We start from the raw sequence: 23,072 nt of genomic DNA, 5'->3' as shown, positions 1-23,072 counted from the left end.
GATTATAGTTTGTATTAAAATCGAGTTACATGTCTGTGCTTGACAGTTTGTGTGTAAATTTCTGAACTTGTAATCGCTATCAAATAGTCCGGGCAGAATAGGAGGCGTCAGTTAGCATGCTGAGACGCTGGCAAGGGAAGCTTCAATTTAGTCTGCAAACGAAAGTATTTTTGACATTTTTAGCCCTGCTTCTCTTTGTGTTAGCCTGCTTTATCGTTTTCGTCAATGTGGTCGTCATCAAGCCGATTAAGGAAAAAACGGTGCAAGATACGCTGCTGACTGCCCAAAAGGTGAGCGAACAGGTTGAAACTTATATCAACAATCAAAACCAGCTGTCACAGCGCATCATATCCAGCAGGGATCTATTTGATATTTTGGACAAGAGTTACTCTACGAAAATACAATATGAAAAACTCAATCAAATCCGAAAGCTGAAAGATATTATGTTTCAGGCGATAGGCCCTAGCATGAACATAAAGTATATGATTATTTATGATAAAAAAGGTGCACTTTTGGCCTCTTATCTTGGCTCGGGCCCGACTCCGGCTTCCTTACAGACTTTGCTTGAGAACAGTGATATCGGGAAAAAGTGGACGGGGGGTGGCTTTGTTCTAATTCGCCAGGGTGATACGATTTCTTTTCTTCGAACGATCAATAACCAGAACGGCAAAATGTACGGGTATCTTTGTATTCAAATGGACCAGGCCTATATCCAAAAGCTGACGGAAGGGATTTCGGCTGGAGAGGTTTACATTTTTGACAATGAGGGCCATGAGATGACCAACTCGGGGTCTGGTGCCGCAGATGTAAAGCTGCCTATGCCTGAGTTGTCCGATAACGGGGTTTTTACCGATAAACATAACAACTACGTGGCTTATTCCAAATCGGAAAACACCGGGTGGATCACGTATATCATTACGCCTAAGGAATCTGTGCTGGGTTCGGTCCACACCGTCCAAAATATTTCTATTCTGCTGATTACCTCGTTAATGCTGGTTTCCTTTGTTTATATTTTCATTTCTACGCGCAATTTGCTGCTGCCGATTCGGAAGCTTCGCAGTGAGATTTGGCGCATCAACTATAGCAATCTGAATGTCAAAGTGGATCATCGGCCTAAAAATAATGATTTGCTGCTGCTGAATGAAGCATTTCAGGAGCTGATGAAGCGGCTTCAGGAGTCCATCGAGCGGGAAAAAGCGGCGCTGCATGAAGAAGTCAAGGCACGGAATTCGGCGCTCCAGGCTCAAATTGCTCCTCACTTTATTCATAATGTTCTTTATTTGATCAGCATTGCGGCTCAGGAGGGGAAAAACGAAGTCGTTTCCGACATGTGCAAGCATCTTTCGGACAGCTTACGCTATATCGTCTCATCGCCCTATGCGCATGTAACCTTGGCCGAAGAACTGGAACATACGAGACATTACTTGTCGCTGGTACAGCAAAAATACGAGGATGATTTGGAATGGGAGATCGATGCTGATGAGTTATCACATCAAATCCAGCTGCCTAGGCTGGTTATTCAACCCTTTGTAGAAAACTGCATCGAGCATGCGTTTACGAATACGGATCCCCCATGGCGCATCCAAATTACAGTCAAGCAATATAACGGTTTATGGGCGCTTGAAATCAAGGATAACGGGGATGGTTTTCCAGAGGAAAAAATTCGCGAAATTCTTGGCAATATTCAGGCATCCGGAGCAGGAACGAACGAGTTTCAAAAAAACGGCACATCCCTTGGCAATATGGGGATCGTCAATAGCGTGAATCGACTTAAATTGATGTATACCAACCGGCTTTTCTTTAACATATTCAATAATTATACGGATGATGGAAAAGGCGCAACCGTGCAAATCATCGGCTCACTCACCAAAAATTTCTACTAAACCAAAAAGGGGGGACGGGTGATGTATAACGTCATGATCGTTGAGGACAGCAAGCCGATTCTTCGCAATATCAAAACGCTGTTAAGCACGATGGAGCTTCCGCTTCGCATCGTGGCTACGGCGGCGAACGGGGAAGAAGCGCTGGAAAAGATTCAGCGGGAGTCAGTGCATCTGCTGCTCACCGATATCCGGATGCCCAAAATGGATGGCTTGACGTTGATTGAACAGGCCAAATTGAGAAATCCGCAGTTAAAAGTAGTGCTAATCAGCGGCTACAGTGATTTTGAATATACGCGCAAAGCCTTGAATTTGCAGGTGTTCGATTACTTGCTGAAGCCCGTGGAACGAAAGGCGCTGGAGGAAGTCATGGAGCGGGCGATCGGTCAACTGAATCAACGGATAGTAAATGATAGGGATCTGTTGAAGGAAATTGTCGAGCCGAGTTATTATGCGGAAATCAAGCTGAATCAGGAATTCACTCATTTCGCAAAAGTCATGTTGATTGCACGAAGACAGCCTTTTTCCCCAGGGAAAGATGAATGGAAAAGAGAGAAAATGGAGTACCTCCTAAAGCAGATATTTGCTCCGCATGAATGTTGGGTCTTCCCGGCGCAAATCCCGCAGGAGTATATCGTTTTTGTGAATAGGGCGGCAGCGGGTATGTATTCTTCTATTTATGAGTGTCTAGAATCCGTGCGGAGGCATTTAGTGGGCCATGGCATGGATGCGATCATCGGAGGGCAACTGCTATCCTCGGAATCCGGGCGTTTGCCGGAGCTTTACTACCGAGCATCGGGAATGCTATCGGAGCAACAGCGTATAACACAAGGCTTTGTCATCGATACCGGAACATCTGCCTCTCAGGCGGGGATCGTTGAGAACCTTATGGAACCGACAACGTTGACGGCCTTTGTTCAAATGATCCGGGAACAGCGGAAGGAGCAGTTTGCGCTCAAGCTGACCGAGCAGATGGTGAAATGGGCGGAGGAACACGTTCGGGTTGCGGAAGTGGAACGATTTCTCGGCCTGCTGGTGGACACGTTTGCTCGTTTATGTGAAGAGCGCGGGGCCGAAATCCGGCTTGGACTTGAGCTTAAAGCGAAGCAATTGTTTGAGGAAAATAGCTATGCAGATTTTTGCCGGGAGCTTGTGGAATGGACGAGACAATGCTTCGATATATTGCAGACTCACAGCCGCACCAGCGGGCAGGAGCTGTTCGAGAAGATGGACGAGTACGTCAAGATGAATATGTATGCCGCGCTGTCCATTAATGATATCGCTCTTAAGTTTCACGTCAGTCCATCCTATATCAGCCGGGTCATCAAAAAATATACGCAGACCACCTTTGTGCAGTATTACACTGAGCTGAAAATCAAAGAGGCCTGTCGTCTTCTGGAGGAACGTCCGGACATGAAATTCAAGGAGCTGTCCGACCTGCTTTCGTTCAGTGACCAGCATTATTTCTCCAAGGTGTTCAAGGAATACACGGGTTATAGTCCTACGGAGTACAAGGAGAAGTTGGTTGGCAAATTAGAATAAAATAAATATGGCGTCAGCAAAAAAATGGTAAGCCGGTCCGAGTGGGTCGGCTTGTTTTTTGTCCTTAAGTCAGATTTACGCTTACCGTATATTGATGCAAGAGGGTGAAGCAGCGGAATTGTACATGAACCAACTTGGCGCCAAAGCGGCAACTCGCTTGCTAATTTATTTTTGGCATAACGAACCCAATAAGCGCTATTTTGGGAAAAAGCGGCTTTATCAAATTTTAACGAACTTGAGACACGTTAATGGCATGGTTTTCCTTCAATAGACCCATAAATAGACGGAATAGCGTTAACTGGATTCGTTAGAATCGCCAGAGGAGGATTTTTTTGCCCAAACCATCTATCTTGATGTGACCGCACGCATAACCTTCTCCGAAAAATCAAGTACATTAGATAAGGGTATTTCAAAAATGAATCATGAAAAATTTCAAAATTTGATTTGAATCCTCTTTTGAGAGCGGCGGCCATTATAGAATAGGTTTGCTGATTAACATTCTCAATTGGGAGGTTCAACCTATGAACACAAATATTCAAATTGCGAAAGACATTTATTGGGCAGGTAAAATCGACGACCGTGAGGTTCCCTTCCATCGGCTCGTGCTGGCCAAAGGAACGACCTACAATTCCTATCTGCTGAAAACCGGCAAACCTACAGTTATCGATACCGTAGATATCGAATTCGGCCGGGAATTTGCCGAGCTCATCAGCAGCATGATTGATCCTTTGGATATTGCCTATATAGTCATTAACCATACAGAACCCGACCATTCCGGCGGACTCGCCGCACTGGCCGCTCAAGCTACAAATGCCACGATCGTGTGCACGGAGATTGCCGTGCCGGAGCTGCAGGAAATGTACAAGCTGCACGGACGCAATTTTTTGATCGTGAAAGACGGGGATACGCTGGACATCGGCGGGAAAACGCTCCTGTTCAAGGAGACGCCGTATTTGCACACCGAGGAAACGATGATCACGTATTGCGTGGAGGACAAGATTTTGTTCCCATGCGATATTTTCAGCACCCATGTAGCCGTAAAGCAGTTGTTTGACGACGAAGCCGGCTTTGACATCACCGAGGATTTCAAGGGCTATTACAGCGCCATCATTCATCCGCACCGCAGATACGTCAGAACACTGATGGATGCCGTCCGGGATTTGGATATTCAAATGATCGCACCGTCCCACGGGTTTATCCTTCGGGAAGATGTGCGTAAATATATCGGATTATACGACTCCATGAGCCGTGACACCATGCAAGGAAAGAAAGCAGCCATCGTTTACACCACGATCAAGAACAATACGAAAAAGATGGCGAACCTGCTGCGGGATGCTCTGACGGAAAACGGTATTGAAACCGAGGTATGGGATGCGGACAAGAGCCCGGCGGCAGACATTCTTGCCAGCATCATTTCAGCCGATGCCGTCTTCGTTGGCAGCTCCACGCGCTATGCGGATATGATCGGCAACCTGGAAACAATTCTGAAAGAACTGCTTACGATGAATCTGGAAGGCAAGCTTGCGGCGGCGTTCGGGTCTTACGGCTGGAGTGGGGAAGCGATCGAGGTCATTCACGATTATTTGAAGCAAACGAATATGACCGTGCAAAGCACCTCGGATGTGATCAAATCGACGGGGATGACGCATGTGGAGTTTCCGATTCGCGTTCGTTTCTCGCCGAAAGACGCTGAAAAAGCGCAAAAAATCAAACATGCAGCCGACTTCGTCTCCGATTTGCTGCTGAGCTCTTTGTAAGGAGGGAGAAGGCTTATGTCTGACTCGAAACAATATGTCATCGTCGGTGGCGGCGTGGCCGCCGTTCAAGCTGCGAAAGCGATCCGGGATCTGGATGCCGCTGCGGATATCACAATTCTCGGCGAGGAAAACCGCTTGCCCTACAACCGGATCAAGCTGACTAAAGGTCTGTTTACGGACCTCCACAGCGACAAAGTGCTGATCAAGAAGGAAAAGTGGTATAACGACAACCGCATTACGTTAAAAAGCTTTGCCCGCGCCGTGCAGCTCCATATGGACCGGAAGCTGGTAGAGACAGCGGAAGGAGAACAGATCGCCTACGATAAGCTGCTGCTCTGCATGGGCGCCACCAACCGTGCTCTCCCCGTGCCGGGAGCCGGATTGAAGCGGGTGCATTCGCTACGGGAGCTACAGGATGCCGACCGCTTGAAGGCGGAGCTATGTGAAGGCGACCGCGTCGCGGTCATCGGAGGCGGCGTGCAGGGGCTGGAAACGGCCTGGGCGCTCCATGAAGGCGGATACCGGGTGACGGTCATCGAAGCGGCTCCTCGCCTCATGGCAAGACAACTGGACGAAGCCTCGTCCGAGCGGCTGCGTAAGGCCCTGTTTAGCGCAGGCGTAGAGCTCGTTCTGCAGCGCGGCATAGCCGCGATTACGGGGGAAGAAACGGTGCAGGAGATTGTGCTTAACGATCAGACGGTCATCGCATGCGAGCATGTCGTTTATTCGATTGGGATCGTGCCTAATACGAAGCTCGTCCAGCACACCGCCATTGAGACTGGTTCCGGCATTATCGTCAGCAACTGTCTGGAAACGAGCGAGCCGGACGTGTACGCCGCGGGAGACGTTGCGGAGATCGACGGTTTGGTGGAAGGCTTATGGGGCGCCGCCATGGAGCAGGGCCGTGTAGCCGGTCACAATATGGCGGCAGCCGAACCCGAGGCGTATCGCAGAGCCGTCCCAGTCACGTTGTTCAACGCCTTTGGCGTGTCCCTGTTTTCGATGGGGACGATTGATGAAGCGCAATGCGACCTCACCATTTCCGAGGAGGAAAACGGTATTTATACGCGATTGTTTGTGAAAGATAACACAATTATTGGCGCCATCTCGTGGGAAGGAGCCGCCGCTTCACTGACCTACAAAGCCGCAATCGAGCAGGGCGTAAGTCTGGATGGCATCGATCTGCAAAGCAGCTGCCTGGCGGACGTCATGGCCGAAGTCGAAGCCAGATTGCAGAACTAATTTGATTTCATAAGGAGAGAATATCATGAAAAAATACATTTGCCAGCCTTGCGGTTATATTTACGATCCTGCCGTCGGCGATCCGGATGAAGACGTAGCTCCGGGCACGGCCTTTGAAGATTTGCCGGATGATTGGGTATGCCCGGTTTGCGGCGAAGATACAAGCCATTTTGCGCCGGTACCCGAGAAGGGGAAAGCAACTTCTTAACTTTGTATTTGCATTTTAGTTGAACAAGAGGAGGATCAGAGAGATGCCGGAAGTTTCCTGTCAGTATGCCGCTGAACCCTGCACGCGTAAAGTGCCGATTTTTGCTTCGCTTAGCGACCCGGATCTCTCGCGGATCAGCTCGATGATCAAGCATCGCAAATTCGCCAAAGGAGAGCCACTGGTCATGGAGGAGCAGCCGATCGATACGCTGTACATCATTCAGCATGGCCATGTGAAGCTGTCAAAAATGACGCCGGAAGGTAAGGAGCAGATACTGCATATCCTGACGTCGGGGGATTTTTTTGGCGAGCTCAGCATCTTCAGCAGTGAGGAGCGCAGCAATTTCAGCGCTTATGCACTGAAGGACACCCGCATCTGCATGTTGACCAAGGCGGACATGGAGCGGATTATCCTGGAAAATCCGGATATTGCGTTCCGGCTTTTACAGATTGTCAGCAAGCGGCTCGCCCATACCGAGAACCTGGCCCAAAGCCTCGCGACCAAAGATCCGGAAATTCGCATCGCCTACATGATCCTCGAGCTGAGCGACAAATACGGCAAGACTCAAGACGGACACATTCATATCGATCTTCCGTTGTCCCGCGAAGAGCTGGCCAATTACGTCGGCGTTACGCGGGAGACGATCAGCCGGAAGTTTGCGGTGTTTGAAGGTTTAAACCTGATTGAGCTGATCGGGAACAAAGTAATGCTCGTAAAAAATCGTACCGCTTTGGAGCAGTATATCGACTAAGTTAGGATTGTTTCCTTGACAGCCGGGCAAAATCCGGGATTTGCCGTGCACATCCTTTGAGCAAAATCCGGTTTCAGCTTCGTCAGCTCTTCAAAATAGCTGCTGATGACGTGGTTGAGTCCAATGGCCCCGTTTTGGAAGGTGAGCACCGATCTCGTTTTGACGTGGCTGTAGTAGTACTTTTTTTCCCGTTTGGGCAATTTATAAATGGGAGGCGGAGCGTGCGTGACAATGTCCAAAGGATTGGCAATACGGTAGCTGTTTGGAACATGTTTGGAAAAAGCTTTCGAGAATTCGGGATTGCCGACGCGCGGAGACCCGTAGTTGAACAGGGTGGGGGAACCAAAAGCCGTGTTTGCGGCAACGTCAATCGCGCACAGGGTAGCTAGCGCAGCGCCAAGGCTGTGGCCGGTAATGTAAAGAGCCTTGTCTGCCCCGAGTTCGGCTAGTGTGGACAGGATTCCGCCACGGGTGGAGGTATAAATGTTCGTAAAGCCGCGGTGCGTTTGCACGTGTTCCTTCAAATATTTGAATCTCATTTGAGAGGCGATGATGTCGGAGACCCAATTGGGCGCGGAGCTGGTTCCCCGGAATGCGATGATGATTTCTTGCGGGGATTCCAGAATAAATCCGAAGCGTTCCCAAATATCGCCGAAAGATTTTCCCCGAATCGTATGGATATTCGTAAACCCTATGGGCATGACAAACGAACCATCCTCATTCTCAAACTGGGTATAGGTCTGTCCGCATATGGCTGCCAGAAAGATGGCTCGTTCTTCAAAATTTTGCAGGTTTGGCATCCGCATTCCCCCATTCTTTCTATTGATTTATGAGCAAAAGGCGGAATTGGTGCTTGCCCGGTGACCAGGCATGTGACATTTTTCATATCGGACAAGTCTTGAATTTTGCTAATTCTTTCTTTAGGAGGTGGATTGCGAATGAAAGTCAATTATGCATTCAAAGGAACTGCCGACATCAAAGAAATCAAGGAGTCCCTTAAGGCGTTCGGCGGCCGCTGCGCGAAGATCGTAGATGGTACGCTGGAATATCAGGTTAAGGATGAAAATGAAAAAGCCGCTTATGAGGCGATGAAGGAAAAAGGCTATATCGAATAAACGGCACTGCCGGACTAAGGCAAAAAAACCGTCAAAATCCTTGATTAAGGATTGACGGTTTTTTCGCCTGTCTACGAACAGGTCTAAACTAGCCTCTTCTAGCTTCCAACTCGGCTAATATTTCTTGATGCGGTTTTTCCCATTTGTATAAGAAGACCAAGATGAGAATGGACAATACACACAACAGAATCGGCAGCCAGATAAAGCTGATTTCAATCATCCGGAGGGCGGATGGAGTCTGTGTTTGATTGGCAACATAACCCCCTGCAGCCAGCAGCCAGGCCGGAATAGCTCCTCCGAGACCGGAACCCAGTTTAATCGAAATCCCGGAGGCGGTTGATGCTAGCAAGCCTTGTGCGCGGACGCCGGATTTCCATTCCCCATAGTCGACGGTATCTGCGATAAGGGCAAACAGCAGCCCTACCGGCAATCCCAAACCAACAGCTCCGATGACTGTACCGGTAAGCACCATGGCGGTGCTTTGCCCGCTCAGATAAATAATGATTTGTCCTACAATGCTGATAGCCATACCGGTAATCATCAGCGTTTTTTTACTATACTTTTTGGATAATACCGGCACAAAGATAATTCCTACCAGTGTTAATGAACCCAGCGTATTGACCGTGGAGACAAGACCCGGTTGATTCAGATTGTAGGTAATAAAGTAGATGCCTGACGACAATTTAACGACGTACAAGATGAAAAATACGACACCCAGCAAAATCCCCGCAATCCACGGCTTATTGCCCTTAATCGCTTTTACACTTTCTTTTATCGGCAATGATTTCCCGCCTGATTTATCCTGAACCCGTTCTCTGGTGTTAAAAAAGGTGATCAAGAACATGATTAATCCAATTGCACCAAAAAGTATCATCGTATGGAAGAACCCTTTTTGCTGATCCCCATTCCCTAAAAATCCAACTAGCGGCAATAAAGTCAGGTTTACAAGCAATCCACCGAATTGCCCACCGAACATCCGGAAGGAGTTGGCTACCGTTCTTTCTTGAATATCGCTGGACAAGCTAGGCAGCAGGGTCGTTAATGGATTATTCACGGCTGTATATAATACATTGGAAGCAATATAGAAAATATAGGCGTAAACCAATTTCCCGGAAGCGCTTAACTCGGGTCCCATAAACAGCAGGATAGTTACGATGGTAAACGGAAAACATGACCATAATATCCACGGTCTGGATTTTCCCCATCTCGTATGCGTTTTATCAATAAAGATGCCGAATATCGGACTATCCAGCATATCGACAAGTCTTGCAACCAGCAGTAGCGTACCTACGGCCGCAGCACCAATTCCATAGACATCCGTAAAATAGAAGGTCAAATAAGTCGTAACTACCGCGTAAATTAAGTTGGATGCTGTATCTCCCAAACCGTAGCTTACTTTTTCTAATAAGGATAACTTTTGATTAGACTGTTCCGGCATAACCTTGTCCATTGCCATTGACATTGCTGCCCCCTCCAGATCGAAACATTTTAGTAGTTTGATGCCCTACAAGCTGATACTACCTTTAAGCAGATCCTTTTCCGCGCTGCTGTTTCCGATGCACACGTCATAGGCGATCTTTTCAAGCTCCCACGCGTTGGTAGCAGGATTGAACCATTTGATTTTTTCAATCGGGCAGGCGATTTCCACTTTTTCTTTTTGACCTGGTTTCAGGGTGACCCGTTCAAATCCGCGCAGCACTTTTACAGGTCGGTCAATCTTGGAGTTACTGAACCCGACATACATTTGAACGACTTCGTCACCTGTAACTTTCCCTGTATTTTCAACCTCGCAAGTGGCGATGATTTGATCGTCCACAACTTTGAAGGAAGCATTGGAAAGCGCAAATTCGGTATAAGATAACCCGAACCCATATGGCAGGGAAGGAGCATGGCCTTCTTTGTCCAATTTGGCATAGCCATGGTAATAGTCGTATTTAATCTCCGTCGCATCCCAGTCTACTTTAGGAAGATGACTTTCGCTTGTCGGTACGACAAATGGCAATTTACCGCCTGGATTGACGTCGCCAAACAGCGTTTTCGCGATGGCGGTTCCGCCTTCCATGCCGGGGTAATAAGCCATTAGGATGGAGGAGACGCTTTGCTTCCATTCATCAATCATGATCATATTTCCGCCAATAAGGACGGCCACGGAGTTATGGTTTACAGGTCCAACGGTTTTGATCAAATCAATATCTTTGGAATGCAGGCCAAGGCCATGTTTACGGTCTCCGCCTTCCTTAAAATCGGCATCCTCGTTCGTGACGGATTCGCCCTCATCATCGTGGTCATATCCTACAACGAAAACAACGGCATCGGCGGATTTTGCCAGGTTCTTCGCTTGTCCCAGGTCATCCCCGTTATCGAAAATAACCTCAGCATTAGGAAGTAAGCGCTTAATTCCTTCAAGCGGCGTAACAATATAAGGAGGGAATACCCGGCTTGAACCGTGGTCGCCAATATTTCCAATGTTGCCAAGCTGTCCGATGACCGCGATGCGTTTTGTTTCTGTCTTCGAGAAAGGCAGGACATGATGATCATTTTTCATCAGAGTCATAGCTTTCTCGGCAGCTTCCAAAGCCAAAGCAATGTGTTCTTTACACGCAATGAGCTCCTTGCCATACGTCTTTTGGTCCGCCTCAGTAAATGCAAGCAAGGTACGTACGATTCTTAGGGCCGCTTTATCTATTTTTTCTTCGCTGACTTGACCGTTTCTTACGGCTTCAACCAGCTTGTCGCCAAAAAACTTCGTATGGCACATTTCAACATCCATGCCACCATTAGCAGCTTCAACCGTATCTTTCACGCCCCACGCAAAATCGCTGATCACCATGCCGTCAAAATCCCATTCCTCTTTCAAGACCTGATTGAGCAAATAGTCATGATGACCGCAATGGGTTCCATGGTACATGTTGTAGGCACTCATGATACTGCCGGCGCCTGCATCCACACAATCCTTAAAGTGGGATAAAAATACTTCGCGTTCTGTTCGTTTGTCAGCGGTTACACTTACCGTAAAACGAGCGCATTCCATACTATTAAAAGCATAATGCTTGACGCAGGCAATGACATTTTCGCCCTGCACCCCTTTGACCAAAGAGGACCCCATGGCTCCCAGATGGAAGGAATCCTCGCCGTATACTTCCTGGCTTCTTCCCCAACCCGGGTTATAAGGGAGGTTAATACAAACACCGCCAAAGAAATTGCCGCCCTGTGCTCGAACCTCTTTGCCAATCGCATGACCTATGCGCTGTTCAAGAGCCGGTTCGAAGGAAGCGCCCCTTGCCATAGCCACCGGGAAACATGTGCTATTCCCGGACACGACCCCGCGAGGCCCGTCGACAAATTTCAATTCAGGAACGCCTAGATGGTCATTCCCGCCGGCGGGGTAGGGAATCCAGTTGTAGTGTCTTACTTTAAAATCATCCAGCATCTGCTCCATAGACACTTTGCCGCTCATTAAATGCACTTTTTCTTCCAGACTCATTTGACTTACGATTTTCTTCGCCTTCGCGGTATAAGACAAGCGATACGGTTTATCCACCTTCATCGAATTATTCCTCCAATCGATTTTTCCAATATTTATAAAACCGCTTTCAACTAACCGTGAGCAATAAAGGCTTAATAAATATTGTAGGTTCATTTTAGATCGGATCGGTCAGGGATTCCTTCCCGTTTCTTAGGTGAGTGATAGGCAGATAAAAAGAGAACTATAAGATTTTCTCGCGCAGATATAAAAAAGCCAAGGAATAGCCCCTTATAAAAGGGGCATTTTCTTGGCTCAGTTGTAGAACTTATTTAAAATGATGCATTCGATGCCGTGAACCGGCACATGTAATGAAAGATGGAAATCACCGGTTAATGTAAGCTGCTTTAGCTGCAGCGAAGGCCGGGATATTTTTTTTAGATAATCCGTTTCTTCATAATCCAGATCGACGTATTCGCCCATGCGAATCCATTCATCATAAGCGGACCCATGATTCCGGTTAAGGCTGTACTGCTTGCATTTATACGTTCCGTAAATATTTTGAAGATGGATATTTAAGGACAAATCATTGGATTCCTCAAAAATATCATAAGATTGTTGATCCGCCTGCTGTCCCTTCATAAACAATTGGTTAGGATACGTGTGGTTATACACTAGGATTTGAATATTTTCCCCTTGCTTGGTCATGATATAATTTTTGCCTTTGGCAAATACGGTACCTCCTAACTTCGATAAGAAGGCGAAGGCATAGTAGGCCGATTTCTTGATTCCTTCCGTATTGACCAATCCCGTACCGCCGAAAAAGGGAGTGCTCTTAATATCCCATTCATAAAGTATATCGGAAGCCGTCAAGAAACCGATCGCTTTGGCATGTGTCGCCGATGGATCAAGCATGTTTTCGATGATAAAAGTGGCCATAAAGGCCGTATCATGAAGAAGGTTCGTCACATCCCAGCTAAAGTTCCAACGTGTAACTATAAATTCAATATCCTTCGGATAGTGGGTTTTTAGTATTCGGTGCATCTTTTCCAGCATATTTTTGGTGTGATTTTTATCTTCATATTGAAAAGGAATTGATTTAATATCAACAGGGCTTGTGATGGACCGATCCAGCCATTCATTAAATTTCACGCGATTATGGTAAATATTGCAGCTGTAAAAATCGATTGGCACTTCATTCTGCTGGCAGAAATCAAGCAGCTTTTCGGAAATATGCTCGTCCGTATGGAAATTTTCCGCTGCAGGTCCTACCTTTAGCGATGGAGATATTCCCTTAATCAGTAACGCCGTTTGTTTATATAATTCGAAAAACTGTTCAAGCGTACCGCTCCAATGAATATCATGCACAGGAAACTCGGTCCATATTTGAAAATACCATTTAGACACGGTATCGCGACCATAACGATTAATGCAGTTCATCATAAAGGACTGAACAAGGGAAAGCCATTGACTCATTTCTTTGGGGGGAGAGGTGTTTCCTTGATAATTAAAGAAGCTGCTGCTTTTGCTGGCGAATAATAGAGGCATATAGCTCAAGCAGATGAAGGGCTTAAGCTCAATGTCCCGTATATAATCCAGAATGTTGTTAATAAATTTCCAATTGAATTTTAGACCGTCTCGATCCTTTTGGACCACATCCATTTCCTGATTAAAAAGGCCTTCAAAACGGATATATTCCAGTTCGATTTCTTCCTGCATTTCTTTGATTTGATCGCGTATGTTTTGGTTCAATAGCGTATAAGCAGATCCGATGTTGATGATTTTATTCCACACCGGCTTCAATTCATATCCATCCGTCCGAATATCCTTCACGATCGTGGTTTGGACCGTATTTTCTTCAAGGGTATTTGGCGCGAGAGGAAGGGATGCATAGTGATGAATATATTGTCTATCCAAAGAATCAATGAAAGAGATACCTTCGTCATTCCACTCCTGGAGCTTTTTACGCAGCTGCAAGGGGGTCGCCGAAAATTTATTTTTTATGGCTTTATAATAGCTTTTTTCATCACTAAAGCCTGAAGACAGGGCAATATTCGTAATGGAGGCTTCCGGGTTCTGCAGCAGGAATAAGGAATACCGCATCCGGATTTCATCCAAATACGTTTTAAAGGTAACCCCAACATTTTTTCTGAATATGTCTGACAAATAGGATGCGTTATAGTGCTGTTCCAGGGCAATTTCATTTAGCGTAATTTTCCCTTTGAAATCTAGTTCCACTCGTTTTAATATCTGCTGGACGATATTGGAATCTTTATTGGAGACACGGTTTTCCGGTTCCGCCAAAAGGATCTGTCTACTAAAACGAGACGTTAAGTAGCCTAGCAATCGATGAATATCATTATTTTTTTCTGTTATTTGTTCGTTTGTCCCAGTCATTAAATGACTAATCAAAATGCGTATAACATCATACGGATTTTGATTGTCTTTACTATTTTTGAACGACTTTAAATCGTAAAACAGGTTGTAAAAATTGTGGTAATATTTATAAATATAAAGACTATCCATGTGCAATTGAACAAAATGAGTATTTGATGCTTGTGGAATTGTCCGATGGGATTCGAAATGGTTAATTAAAAGTAGGTCGTTTTCTTGTAAAAAATAATCACTTTGCCCGATGGATGCCTTCAGTTTGCCACTCAAAAGCCATATCATTTCCAGGCCGGAGTGTTGATGAAACTCCTCGGAATTATAATCATTAATCCTAAAATGTATAGGACATCCCGGTCGATACGGAATATGCGCAAGGGAATTCTTCAAATCAACAACACCTCCAATGATTAATCATTAGTCCATACCTGCTTCATTTGCAATGATATTTATGCATCAGAAATTTTTACTATAAAAGTAAAACGAATAGCAGAACTAGCCAAGACATCAGGAACTCCGTGAAGAGAGAGGGCCATGATGTTTTTTATTTTTGCTGTGATTACTAAATTTACATTAGGAGATGGATATGAAAGCCATATACCCGGGCTCATTCGACCCCTTTACATTGGGACATTTAGGTATTTTGGAAAGAGCAGCAAAGCTTTTTGACCATATTGATGTTGTGATTGCGAATAATCGTTCAAAAAAATACATGTTTAATCCTGAGCAAAGATTAAATATCGCGAAAATGTCCGTAGCACATTTAGGAGAGGCAATTCGTGTTAAGTGTTATTCAGGACTGGTTGTTGATTACATAAGGGACGAACAAATCGATATGATTATTCGCGGGATCAGGGGATCAGCCGATTTGGATTATGAAATCAAATTGGAGCACTTTAACAGCTTAGCCAGTAATGCTGGTACGGTATACTTTACGCCTAAAACAGAACAAATGAGCACAAGTAGTTCATTAGTAAGGATGTTTATTGACACCCATAATATGCATTTAATCTCAAATTATATGGTTCCCGAAGCAGTGGAGTATATAAATTCACTGGACTTATGGAAGGAGAGATGATACTGGATTCAGAATACATTAACAGGTGGTGAAGACGATGATCAATCGAATACACATTCTAGGGGGTTCTGGGTCTGGGACAACTACACTTGGAAATGAATTGTCCAAGAGATTGATGTGGCCACATTTTGATACGGATAACTATTTCTGGCTGCCTACGGAAAACCCTTTTACTCAAAAGCGAAATGTGAGTGAACGGTTTGACCTGATGAGAAACGATCTTGTATCCCATGAAAAATGGATACTAACTGGTTCTTTGTGTGGATGGGGGGATATTTTCATCCCCTATTTTGATTTAGTGATTTTTTTGTGGATTCCAGGCGAAATACGAATGGAACGACTAAAACACCGGGAAAAAGAGCGCTATGGGAAAGAGATTGACGTCGGAGGAAAGAGATATGAGGAAAGCATAAAATTTTTGGATTGGGCATCGCAATATGATAACGGAGGAATGGAAATAAGAAGTAAGGTTTCACATGAAAAGTGGATTTCGGAATTAAAATGCCCGGTATTTCGGATCGAAGGGGATATTGAATCTACAGTTGCAGATCGTGTGGATAAGGTTATTGAACATTTAAGGCAAATTGATTTGGAGGTTCGTCCGAATGATTTTTTATAGGGAGCTAAGCAGTAATGACGTTGAAAATCTGAAAGACATTGACCGGTCGGAACAAATTGACCTCATTTATGAGATGCAGCATGGCGAAATCGTTGAAGTGGCAGTAGGCCACGAGTGCCCAAGTTGGAATCAAGAGCAATTAACAGAACTGAAAGCTAGATTTCAATTTGAACTTAATAACGGTGGTAAAGCGTACGGGGCATTTGATAAAGAGCTTCTGGTAGGATTTGCTGTACTGGCACATCAATTTAGAGGGGAAAACCAGGATCAGCTACAAGTGGACCTTATGTACGTATCCAGAAACTATAGAAGACAAGGGATTGCTACTCGGCTAATGGATGAGCTAAGTCGTGAAGCTAAAAAACGGGGAGCTAAATCCTTGTATATTTCATCTACGGAAACAGAATCCGCGGTCAATTTTTATAGAAGTACGGGCAGTGTGCTGACGGGAGAAGTGGATCAAGAATTGTTTGAGCGTGAACCGAAGGACATACATATGATCCGAAAACTTTGAAATCTAATAAGAGTATGGGGGGATCTCCCTTGAAAATATATTTAGTTCGTCATGGCATGGATGAAGAAGGGTTTCGTGGTGGATGGAGCCAACGAGGATTAACCGATCAGGGCATTATCCAATCTCAAAAACTAGCTAAGCACATAAAAAATAATGACCAACATTACGGGATACATACGATAATTAGTAGTGATCTCCCTCGTGCCGTTCAAACAACGAAAGAGATAGAGCAAATTCTACAGGTAAAAACACTTTATCTTGAAGAGTGGAGAGAAATGAACAATGGACATTTGGCCGGTATGCCAAATAATGAAGCTGAAGTGAAGTACCCAGGTGTTTATTTCAATACGCTTCAAATGAATACTTCCTTTGCTGGCGGGGAGTCTCCTAGTATTTTTTATAACAGAATTTGTGAATCTTTTGACGAGCTATGTAAGAAGCTTGAACATAACGAAATTGGACCGAATGTTTTATTAGTTACACATGGTGGAGTAATAAATGTTTTGTACTATTATTTAGAGGGTCGCGAATGGACGAATAAATCTGAATTTTACCCAATTGATAATACAAGTGTGCATACTGTTGAGAAGAGACAAGATAGGTGGAAAATCACTGGAGTAAATGATACGAGGCATTTGAATTGATGGTATCTTGCTATTCATAGGCATAAGCACAATTTAAGCTTCGGCAGATCGTAAAAAGCCATAGATAAATAGTAGTATATAAAAAATTCGACATAAGTCTATTATTTTACTGGTGAAAACTATATGTTATTTATGCGACCGCGGCGCAAAACGATGAGGAATCAAGGGAGAAGGCTTGTATGATTACTCCAAATTTAACAACTAGGAAGTATCTAAAGAACAAAGGCACTCCGTTGCGCCTCCGAAGCGAAAGGCAGGGTAACGATGATGATTATGACTCAAAATGAAATGCTGTTCATTGTGCAATCGCAACTTGCCATTGACCTGAATTGCTCTATCGATGACCTGAACTGCGAAAAGGATAGCATTATTTTTGTTGAAGCTAAAGAAAATCCCGGACGCAGGCCATTTCCGAGGAAGGCACGTTATTTCGAAATTCTGTCTATGGGAAAATCAATTGTAGTATCGGCTACACCCGAACGGTTGTTAATTGCCAAAACACAGATGCAGGGCAAAAACAGGGATACCTTATTCTCCTTACCATTTATAAGAGGTCTTTACTTGCATTTTCTGCCTGATGTAAAAAGAATAAAGCCAGTTTCACCGCCAAATTTTTTTTCATTTGAACTGATTCAGCGAGAAGAAGTGGTTAGTTTATTCGATGTTACAAGATTCAATGAAGCTATTATATATGATACGAATCTTCCATGGCAGACTGATCTAGCTGTTCTTGCAAAGCAAGGTGGGGAAATTGTTGGTGTGGCAGGAGCAAGCAAAACTTGTGCAAAACTGTGGCAAATTGGCATAGAAGTATTACCCAAATATCGTAATTTGGGATTGGCTAGTTATCTTGTAAACAGGTTAACTTTTGAAATATTGGAACGTGGAGAGATACCGGGCTATGACGTAATCGCCAGTAACCTTGCCTCACAGAGAGTAGCTCACCGATTAGGGTATTTTCCCGCATGGGTGACTGATTGGCGATGCAATTTTGAAGGGTTTGAATAGTAATTGTATCTCAAGAAGCTTCAACTATCGAATAACTTTAGTAGAATGACACCCGCGCCAGTCAAAGGCTTTATTTTTTAAGGATTGGTTCGCCGCTGTTTCTTTTAGTTGATTGCCAAAGCTCATTTTTCAAAAAATGACTGATCGTTCAAGAGAAGATTGCCCGACTATTCTCTTTAAGGAGGTATCATCTATGAATTTCGTGATTATTTTCGGCCCGCAGGCAGTAGGAAAAATGACGGTTGGGCAGCATCTAGCTGCAAAAACGAACTTTAAATTATTTCATAATCATATGTCCATTGATTTTGTTTCACAGTTTTTTGATTATGGAACCCCTTCTGGGAAACATTTAGTAAGCCTGGTAAGACGGGAGATTTTTGAGGAGGTTTCACAGAGTGATCTAGAGGGCCTCATATTCACCTATGTGTGGGCCTTTGATCTTCAAGCCGATTGGGACTATATTGAGCAGATTTCGAAATTATTTGAATCAAGGGGCGGAACCGTCTATTTTGTTGAGCTGGAAGCAGATCTTGAAGAAAGAATGAAGCGGAATAAAACGGAAAATAGGCTAGAACACAAGCCGTCTAAGCGAAATGTTGAAAAATCAGAAACAGACCTCATTACTACTCACGAAAAGTATCGTCTGAACTCGCTGCCTGGAGAAATTACTAAGCCGAACTATATCCGGATAAATAATACGGGGATAGAACCAGAAGTCGTAGCGGATATGATCAAAGATCGGTTTCATTTTTAGAGGGGAGGGATTGGCCAATGCATATTCGAGGGATCATCCTTGAGGGTTATTCAAATTCCGGGAAGACCTCGCTATTAACAAACATCAAAATGATGATGGCAAAAGACGAAAATGCTGAACGCAGCCTTATTGTCCTGGGAGAACACTACACGCAAATTTTAAACAATGTGAATGGGGATTTCCAATCATTAAATCGATCAGATCACATGAAGCTGTTACAGGAAAGAGTAGAAATGTTAAAAAAAATTAAATGAATGGGCGATCGGTTTAGGTCCATTTTCTCGTAAATCTAGAGGATTGTTTTTTGTCTTCGAGCGATTTCATCTGAATCACAGAGTTGCCTTTAGCGATTCGTTGGGACATGAAATTAAGGAACTCGAACAGAATCTAGTTGACCTCAATGCCAAGTGTGTATTATTGACGATTTCAGATGATATTGTTAAGGAAAGAATACTAAGTAGAGATGCAGCGTTCTGGAAGGAAAAGTCGAATGACGATCTACTGAAAGCATGTCAAGAATTTATAGAAACCCAAAACCAATTAAGAGAGCAAGCCAAGTTGTCCAAAGTACCTATGCTGGAAATTAATACGGATGCTAGAGATTGGGATACATATGCAAAAAAAATCATTGAATATACGGATGTAATTTAAACAGCCGCGCTAATCTCCTTGTGTACAGATTATTCAACACGAGGAGTGTTCGTTATGAAAACCGCCTGGATCCGTAGAGTTACCGCTTTATTTGTGAAATCCGACCCCGAATATGAGAGCTTTCTTCGCCAGCATGAGGCAAAAAGCCGTAAAGAAATTCTGTTTTATCTATCCTGCGCTGTCTTGCCCATGACCTGGCGATCAGCCAGCGTACGGCGGAATATCACCTGACAGCGATTCTCCAGAAGCTAGGGGTCAAGTCGCGGGTTGGCGCAGTTGCGAAAGGCTATAAATTGGGGATCGTAGGCGCTCAGAGATAAGAGTAGGTTATGATGTTCTTTTACTTAGTTGGGAGGGATAGAGATAAGAACTTTTGTGATCGGAGCAGTTTTAGGAGTGTTTTCCGCCCTGTTTTTCGGACTAATTAGTGATTGGGGAATGGCCATAAAAGTTACTGCAGGTATAGGAGGAATCTCATGGCTATTGGCAGGGGTCCTCTCAGGGGCCTTTATCAGCGGAGATCGAACCCGGGCAAACCAAAGTATTGAAACAAATGAGGACAAGAGCTTCCGAAACAAGTATTCGTCAGTAGTCTTTGTATTTGGTCTGCCTTTTCTAATTACGGCTCTAATCATGTACTTGATATGGGGTGTATAGAACGGAGGGAGTAACTCTTTGAGAGATATCATGGATCTAAGCATCGAAGACAGGGTAGTAATATGTCTAGCTTATGCGGAACAGACATTATATTATTTTGAACACGAATTTAACGATGGCATGTATGATATAGCCTTTGAACGGTTTAGAACCATCATAAGCTTGGGATATGACTGGTTAGCAGGTAGTAAGGTCAATTGGGAAGTGCCTTATGAATTATGTAATGACGATGAAAGGGAAAATGGTTGTTTTAATTTTATAGCTACCTATGAATGTTCGGCTAAATATGAAACGCCAACGAGTGTGCTCATATGGACGCTGTATTATTTTATTTATCAGTGTGCGCATAGCTCTAATGAGAAGTACTTTCCACAAGACCTTTGGGACGGATCGTTGCCGATGGATGATGAGAAAAAAGTATTTGATTCTCTCTACACAGATGTTTCGTCATATCTTTCTGCGGAAGCGTGTGAAATACTGAGAGACGTTTGGCAGCGTTTATCAGCTATCCGAAAATACAGCGAGCCTTGATTTTAAAGAGGTTGAGCGAGAGCTTGGGTTCATTATTCACAGTGACCTTAAAGAGTATTATGCTTGCTATTTTTTTAATAAAATTGAAGGAGCGATCGCGTCTTCTCAAGTACCGCCAACGGAAAAGTGGGGGAATTGGTTTGAGTTTAATGAAGTGGACGAGCTTGAAATTACTCTTCAAGGATTAATGAAAAGCGAAGATTTGAATGAGCATATTATGCATAGCTTCAATGCTTGGACGGGTGACTATGACTTTGGTCAGAGATTTTGGATCGGTTCGATATATACTAATATTGGGGATATTCTAGTGCTCTTCAACAATCAAACCGGAGGGATGGAATGGATTGATCCGGAATACGGCTACTTTGGCAATTTAGAAGAAGATCCGAACGGGAAGTTGGCGGATTCCTTGGTCGGCTTGATCGAAATAATGAAGATAGAGCCTTGATACTTATTTAAAATAGTGAGGGTAAATAGCATGCCATATGATGCGGTTATTACGCATGAAGAGATTAAGAAATTGCTAGGATTTCTTCCTTATTTTCAGGACTCCAACAGTACTTTTTATCGTGTCATTAATGGGTATATGGCTGAAAGTGAAGAGGTTCGCAAGTTTCGGGAGGAACTGAATCAAACTGGATTCTTGATGGTTTTTAATTGGCATGAATGGCTTTCAGACCATGAGGAATTTAAGGATTTGGATAACGATATCCATGACAAAATCATGAGTTCAGATTTGGATACTCTCCGAAAATTGATGACGAGCTACATACGAGGAGATCGGTTTAATGAAGGGCTGTTCATTAGTGCTATTTTGAAAGGACATATCAGGGATGTTTTGTTAAGACTGCAAGAATTAAAGGATAGTCATGAGTAAATTAAAGGGACGTGGCAAATATCCATGAAAATACAATTTGCAACAGCATCGGATTACAAATACATCGTTGCTAGAGACAAACATATTGTTGAGGCACTCATCAGACCAAAAATTAACGAGCAAGAGATTTTTATTCTGCGCGGGGATGAGAATCAAGAAATCGGCTGGATGAGGTTTGGATACTTTTGGGACAACACTCCGTTTATGAATATGTTATGGCTTGATGAAGAGTACCGGGGGCGGGGGTATGGCAAGCAGATCGTTCTTCATTGGGAAGAGCTAATGAGAGAGAAAGGCTTCAGCGTAGTCATGACTTCGACGCAATCCAATGAAGAGGCTCAGCACTTCTATAGAAAGCTTGGTTACAAGGATGCCGGGTGTTTATTGCAAGAGGCTGATCCGCTCGAGATTATTTTGACCAAAAGTCTCTAGGGGCATTTAAATCAGCTAACCCTTGGACGTAATAATATCATATAAGGCTCACACAACAAACGACCCGGCCGAGGATAAGAGCGATCTTAGGTGTGTGTCGTTTTTTTTATTCCAGAAGTCTAGGATAAAGGACTGTTCAAAAAAATACATCCAGTGAATGAAAGGAACCTAAAGAGATGGTAAAAAAAGTTCCGGATTTTCAACAAAAGTATTGCTTTGGAAGTCATTCGGTTCAACTTCTTTGGGATATAAATGCAATAAGAAGGGAACTGCCAAACTTAAAACCTCCAATTCTACAATATAGTACAAAACAACTTATTGCTTACAACCCGTCAAATATCAATGTGGAGTATGCTATGACAACCGATATTTCAGAACCGGGAATAATTATCGAATTGGAGCTGAAAAGGCAAAAGTTAATTGATGGAAATCATCGGCTCTATAAGCAAATGCACTCGGAATAGAAATATTTGAATGCTACTACTTACCTTTTGAAGATCAAAAAAAGTTCATTGAGAATTTTAATATGGAAAATTATGTTCAGATACTTGGTGAGACAAAGGAAAATTACGATAAATGAACCAAGATTGGGGTTAATTTGTTGGATTCGGAGGAAAGTTCCGTGAAAATAAAATATGCTGACCGTCCAGATTGGTCAAGAATTCTTGAGAAGGATTACAAGTGTGTTTTCATCGATGGTGAACATTTTAGGGGCCATGTCGCCTATCTAAAATTGATTAAGGCTAGAGAGCCGCTTCGTGTGACATATGGCTCTGACCAACATTTGTGTATTGTTAATAATAATCTCAACTTTCGCAGCTCGAATCTCCAAACAAACCCTTGATATAGCTGGGCAAACCAGAGATCCAGTCCTGTAGTTGACAAAAAACAGCTGTTTTGTTCTTCTTCGTTTTAGCTTGGGACATTTCGATAAATAAACTCATGAGTTGTTGAAGTGCGG

The 23,072-nt window shown here is 44.0% G+C and carries 27 protein-coding genes and 1 pseudogene; 23 read left to right on the top strand and 5 right to left on the bottom strand.

Features of this window, described 5'->3' with window-relative positions; all coding sequences use genetic code 11:
• The first annotated feature begins 116 nt into the window (after positions 1-116).
• The 6 genes from ACFQ3W_RS10020 (at position 117) to ACFQ3W_RS09995 (ending at position 7,380) form a co-directional block, all read left to right on the top strand.
• Positions 117-1,883 (top strand): cache domain-containing sensor histidine kinase, encoded by a 1,767-nt coding sequence (locus tag ACFQ3W_RS10020; RefSeq protein ID WP_379319091.1) that lies wholly within the window; start codon positions 117-119, stop codon positions 1,881-1,883.
• Positions 1,884-1,904: 21 nt separating this feature from the next.
• Positions 1,905-3,422 (top strand): response regulator, encoded by a 1,518-nt coding sequence (locus ACFQ3W_RS10015; RefSeq protein WP_379319090.1) that lies wholly within the window; start codon positions 1,905-1,907, stop codon positions 3,420-3,422.
• A gap of 521 nt (positions 3,423-3,943) precedes the next feature.
• Entirely contained in the window at positions 3,944-5,179 is a 1,236-nt protein-coding gene (locus ACFQ3W_RS10010; RefSeq protein ID WP_379319089.1) for an FprA family A-type flavoprotein, read from the top strand.
• 15 nt (positions 5,180-5,194) lie between these two features.
• Positions 5,195-6,421, top strand: coding sequence for an NAD(P)/FAD-dependent oxidoreductase (locus ACFQ3W_RS10005; RefSeq protein ID WP_379319088.1), 1,227 nt, complete (start codon positions 5,195-5,197; stop codon positions 6,419-6,421).
• A 25-nt stretch (positions 6,422-6,446) separates the two neighbouring features.
• Positions 6,447-6,629 carry a rubredoxin gene (gene rd / locus ACFQ3W_RS10000; protein ID WP_379319087.1) on the top strand — a complete coding sequence of 61 codons (183 nt, stop codon included), beginning with the start codon at positions 6,447-6,449 and terminating at the stop codon, positions 6,627-6,629.
• A gap of 43 nt (positions 6,630-6,672) precedes the next feature.
• On the top strand, positions 6,673-7,380 hold the full coding sequence (locus ACFQ3W_RS09995) for a Crp/Fnr family transcriptional regulator (RefSeq protein WP_379319086.1): 708 nt from the start codon (positions 6,673-6,675) through the stop codon (positions 7,378-7,380).
• Here ACFQ3W_RS09995 and ACFQ3W_RS09990 read toward each other — a convergent pair.
• Positions 7,377-8,180: a lipase family protein gene (locus ACFQ3W_RS09990; protein ID WP_379319085.1), complete on the bottom strand. Its 804-nt coding sequence runs from the start codon at positions 8,178-8,180 to the stop codon at positions 7,377-7,379. The two genes, ACFQ3W_RS09995 and ACFQ3W_RS09990, sit on opposite strands and share 4 nt — an antisense overlap.
• 138 nt (positions 8,181-8,318) lie before the next feature.
• Between ACFQ3W_RS09990 and ACFQ3W_RS09985 the strand changes: the two genes are divergently transcribed.
• Entirely contained in the window at positions 8,319-8,495 is a 177-nt protein-coding gene (locus ACFQ3W_RS09985) for a hypothetical protein (RefSeq protein WP_379319084.1), read from the top strand.
• A gap of 88 nt (positions 8,496-8,583) precedes the next feature.
• Here ACFQ3W_RS09985 and ACFQ3W_RS09980 read toward each other — a convergent pair whose 3' ends face one another.
• From ACFQ3W_RS09980 to ACFQ3W_RS09970, 3 genes are all read right to left on the bottom strand, one after another.
• Entirely contained in the window at positions 8,584-9,957 is a 1,374-nt protein-coding gene (locus ACFQ3W_RS09980; RefSeq protein WP_379319083.1) for a glycoside-pentoside-hexuronide (GPH):cation symporter, read from the bottom strand.
• 42 nt (positions 9,958-9,999) lie between these two features.
• Complete coding sequence (locus ACFQ3W_RS09975; protein ID WP_379319082.1) at positions 10,000-12,042, bottom strand: beta-glucosidase family protein; 2,043 nt, start codon at positions 12,040-12,042, stop codon at positions 10,000-10,002.
• Between the two features lie 231 nt (positions 12,043-12,273).
• Positions 12,274-14,262, bottom strand: a complete 1,989-nt coding sequence (locus ACFQ3W_RS09970) for a GH39 family glycosyl hydrolase (protein ID WP_379319081.1) — start codon at positions 14,260-14,262, stop codon at positions 12,274-12,276.
• Positions 14,263-14,932: 670 nt separating this feature from the next.
• Here ACFQ3W_RS09970 and coaD point away from each other — a divergent pair.
• The 16 genes from coaD to ACFQ3W_RS09890 all read left to right on the top strand — a co-directional run bounded on the left by coaD (position 14,933) and on the right by ACFQ3W_RS09890 (position 22,575).
• The gene (gene coaD, locus ACFQ3W_RS09965; protein ID WP_379319080.1) at positions 14,933-15,424 is read left to right on the top strand and encodes a pantetheine-phosphate adenylyltransferase; all 492 of its coding nucleotides are present in this window, start codon (positions 14,933-14,935) and stop codon (positions 15,422-15,424) included.
• A 37-nt stretch (positions 15,425-15,461) separates the two neighbouring features.
• The gene (locus tag ACFQ3W_RS09960) at positions 15,462-16,043 is read left to right on the top strand and encodes an ATP-binding protein (RefSeq protein ID WP_379319079.1); all 582 of its coding nucleotides are present in this window, start codon (positions 15,462-15,464) and stop codon (positions 16,041-16,043) included.
• Positions 16,030-16,557, top strand: coding sequence for a GNAT family N-acetyltransferase (locus ACFQ3W_RS09955; RefSeq protein ID WP_379319078.1), 528 nt, complete (start codon positions 16,030-16,032; stop codon positions 16,555-16,557). The genes ACFQ3W_RS09960 and ACFQ3W_RS09955 overlap by 14 nt, the downstream gene beginning before the upstream one ends.
• Before the next feature lie 29 nt (positions 16,558-16,586).
• Positions 16,587-17,201: a histidine phosphatase family protein gene (locus tag ACFQ3W_RS09950; protein WP_379319077.1), complete on the top strand. Its 615-nt coding sequence runs from the start codon at positions 16,587-16,589 to the stop codon at positions 17,199-17,201.
• A 273-nt stretch (positions 17,202-17,474) separates the two neighbouring features.
• Positions 17,475-18,209 (top strand): GNAT family N-acetyltransferase, encoded by a 735-nt coding sequence (locus tag ACFQ3W_RS09945; RefSeq protein WP_379319076.1) that lies wholly within the window; start codon positions 17,475-17,477, stop codon positions 18,207-18,209.
• A gap of 193 nt (positions 18,210-18,402) precedes the next feature.
• Positions 18,403-18,963 (top strand): AAA family ATPase, encoded by a 561-nt coding sequence (locus ACFQ3W_RS09940; protein WP_379319075.1) that lies wholly within the window; start codon positions 18,403-18,405, stop codon positions 18,961-18,963.
• 17 nt (positions 18,964-18,980) lie between these two features.
• The gene (locus tag ACFQ3W_RS09935; RefSeq protein ID WP_379319074.1) at positions 18,981-19,217 is read left to right on the top strand and encodes a hypothetical protein; all 237 of its coding nucleotides are present in this window, start codon (positions 18,981-18,983) and stop codon (positions 19,215-19,217) included.
• 100 nt (positions 19,218-19,317) lie between these two features.
• A complete protein-coding gene (locus ACFQ3W_RS09930) occupies positions 19,318-19,614 on the top strand; it encodes a hypothetical protein (RefSeq protein WP_379319073.1) in 297 nt (98 codons plus the stop codon).
• Between the two features lie 54 nt (positions 19,615-19,668).
• Positions 19,669-19,845, top strand: a complete 177-nt coding sequence (locus ACFQ3W_RS09925; RefSeq protein ID WP_379319072.1) for a hypothetical protein — start codon at positions 19,669-19,671, stop codon at positions 19,843-19,845.
• Positions 19,785-19,934 carry a LuxR C-terminal-related transcriptional regulator gene (locus ACFQ3W_RS09920; RefSeq protein WP_379319327.1) on the top strand — a complete coding sequence of 50 codons (150 nt, stop codon included), beginning with the start codon at positions 19,785-19,787 and terminating at the stop codon, positions 19,932-19,934. Before ACFQ3W_RS09925 ends, ACFQ3W_RS09920 begins: the two co-directional genes overlap by 61 nt.
• A gap of 118 nt (positions 19,935-20,052) precedes the next feature.
• On the top strand, positions 20,053-20,271 hold the full coding sequence (locus ACFQ3W_RS09915) for a DUF5316 domain-containing protein (protein WP_379319326.1): 219 nt from the start codon (positions 20,053-20,055) through the stop codon (positions 20,269-20,271).
• 30 nt (positions 20,272-20,301) lie between these two features.
• Positions 20,302-20,802, top strand: coding sequence for a hypothetical protein (locus ACFQ3W_RS09910; protein WP_379319071.1), 501 nt, complete (start codon positions 20,302-20,304; stop codon positions 20,800-20,802).
• A gap of 154 nt (positions 20,803-20,956) precedes the next feature.
• The gene (locus ACFQ3W_RS09905; protein WP_379319070.1) at positions 20,957-21,250 is read left to right on the top strand and encodes a hypothetical protein; all 294 of its coding nucleotides are present in this window, start codon (positions 20,957-20,959) and stop codon (positions 21,248-21,250) included.
• Positions 21,251-21,280: 30 nt separating this feature from the next.
• On the top strand, positions 21,281-21,679 hold the full coding sequence (locus ACFQ3W_RS09900) for a DUF6508 domain-containing protein (protein ID WP_379319069.1): 399 nt from the start codon (positions 21,281-21,283) through the stop codon (positions 21,677-21,679).
• A gap of 24 nt (positions 21,680-21,703) precedes the next feature.
• Entirely contained in the window at positions 21,704-22,111 is a 408-nt protein-coding gene (locus ACFQ3W_RS09895) for a GNAT family N-acetyltransferase (protein WP_379319068.1), read from the top strand.
• A gap of 176 nt (positions 22,112-22,287) precedes the next feature.
• On the top strand, positions 22,288-22,575 hold the full coding sequence (locus ACFQ3W_RS09890) for a hypothetical protein (protein ID WP_379319067.1): 288 nt from the start codon (positions 22,288-22,290) through the stop codon (positions 22,573-22,575).
• A 342-nt stretch (positions 22,576-22,917) separates the two neighbouring features.
• Here the strand turns inward: ACFQ3W_RS09890 and ACFQ3W_RS26050 are convergent.
• A pseudogene (locus ACFQ3W_RS26050) lies at positions 22,918-23,072 on the bottom strand (IS4 family transposase); the annotation flags it as partial.

The organism is Paenibacillus puldeungensis (assembly GCF_042678945.1).
In the GTDB taxonomy this organism is placed as follows: Bacteria; Bacillota; Bacilli; order Paenibacillales; family Paenibacillaceae; genus Fontibacillus; species Fontibacillus puldeungensis.
The sequence above is the reverse complement of the archived record's forward strand: the minus strand, read 5'-3'. Positions and strand labels throughout refer to the sequence as shown.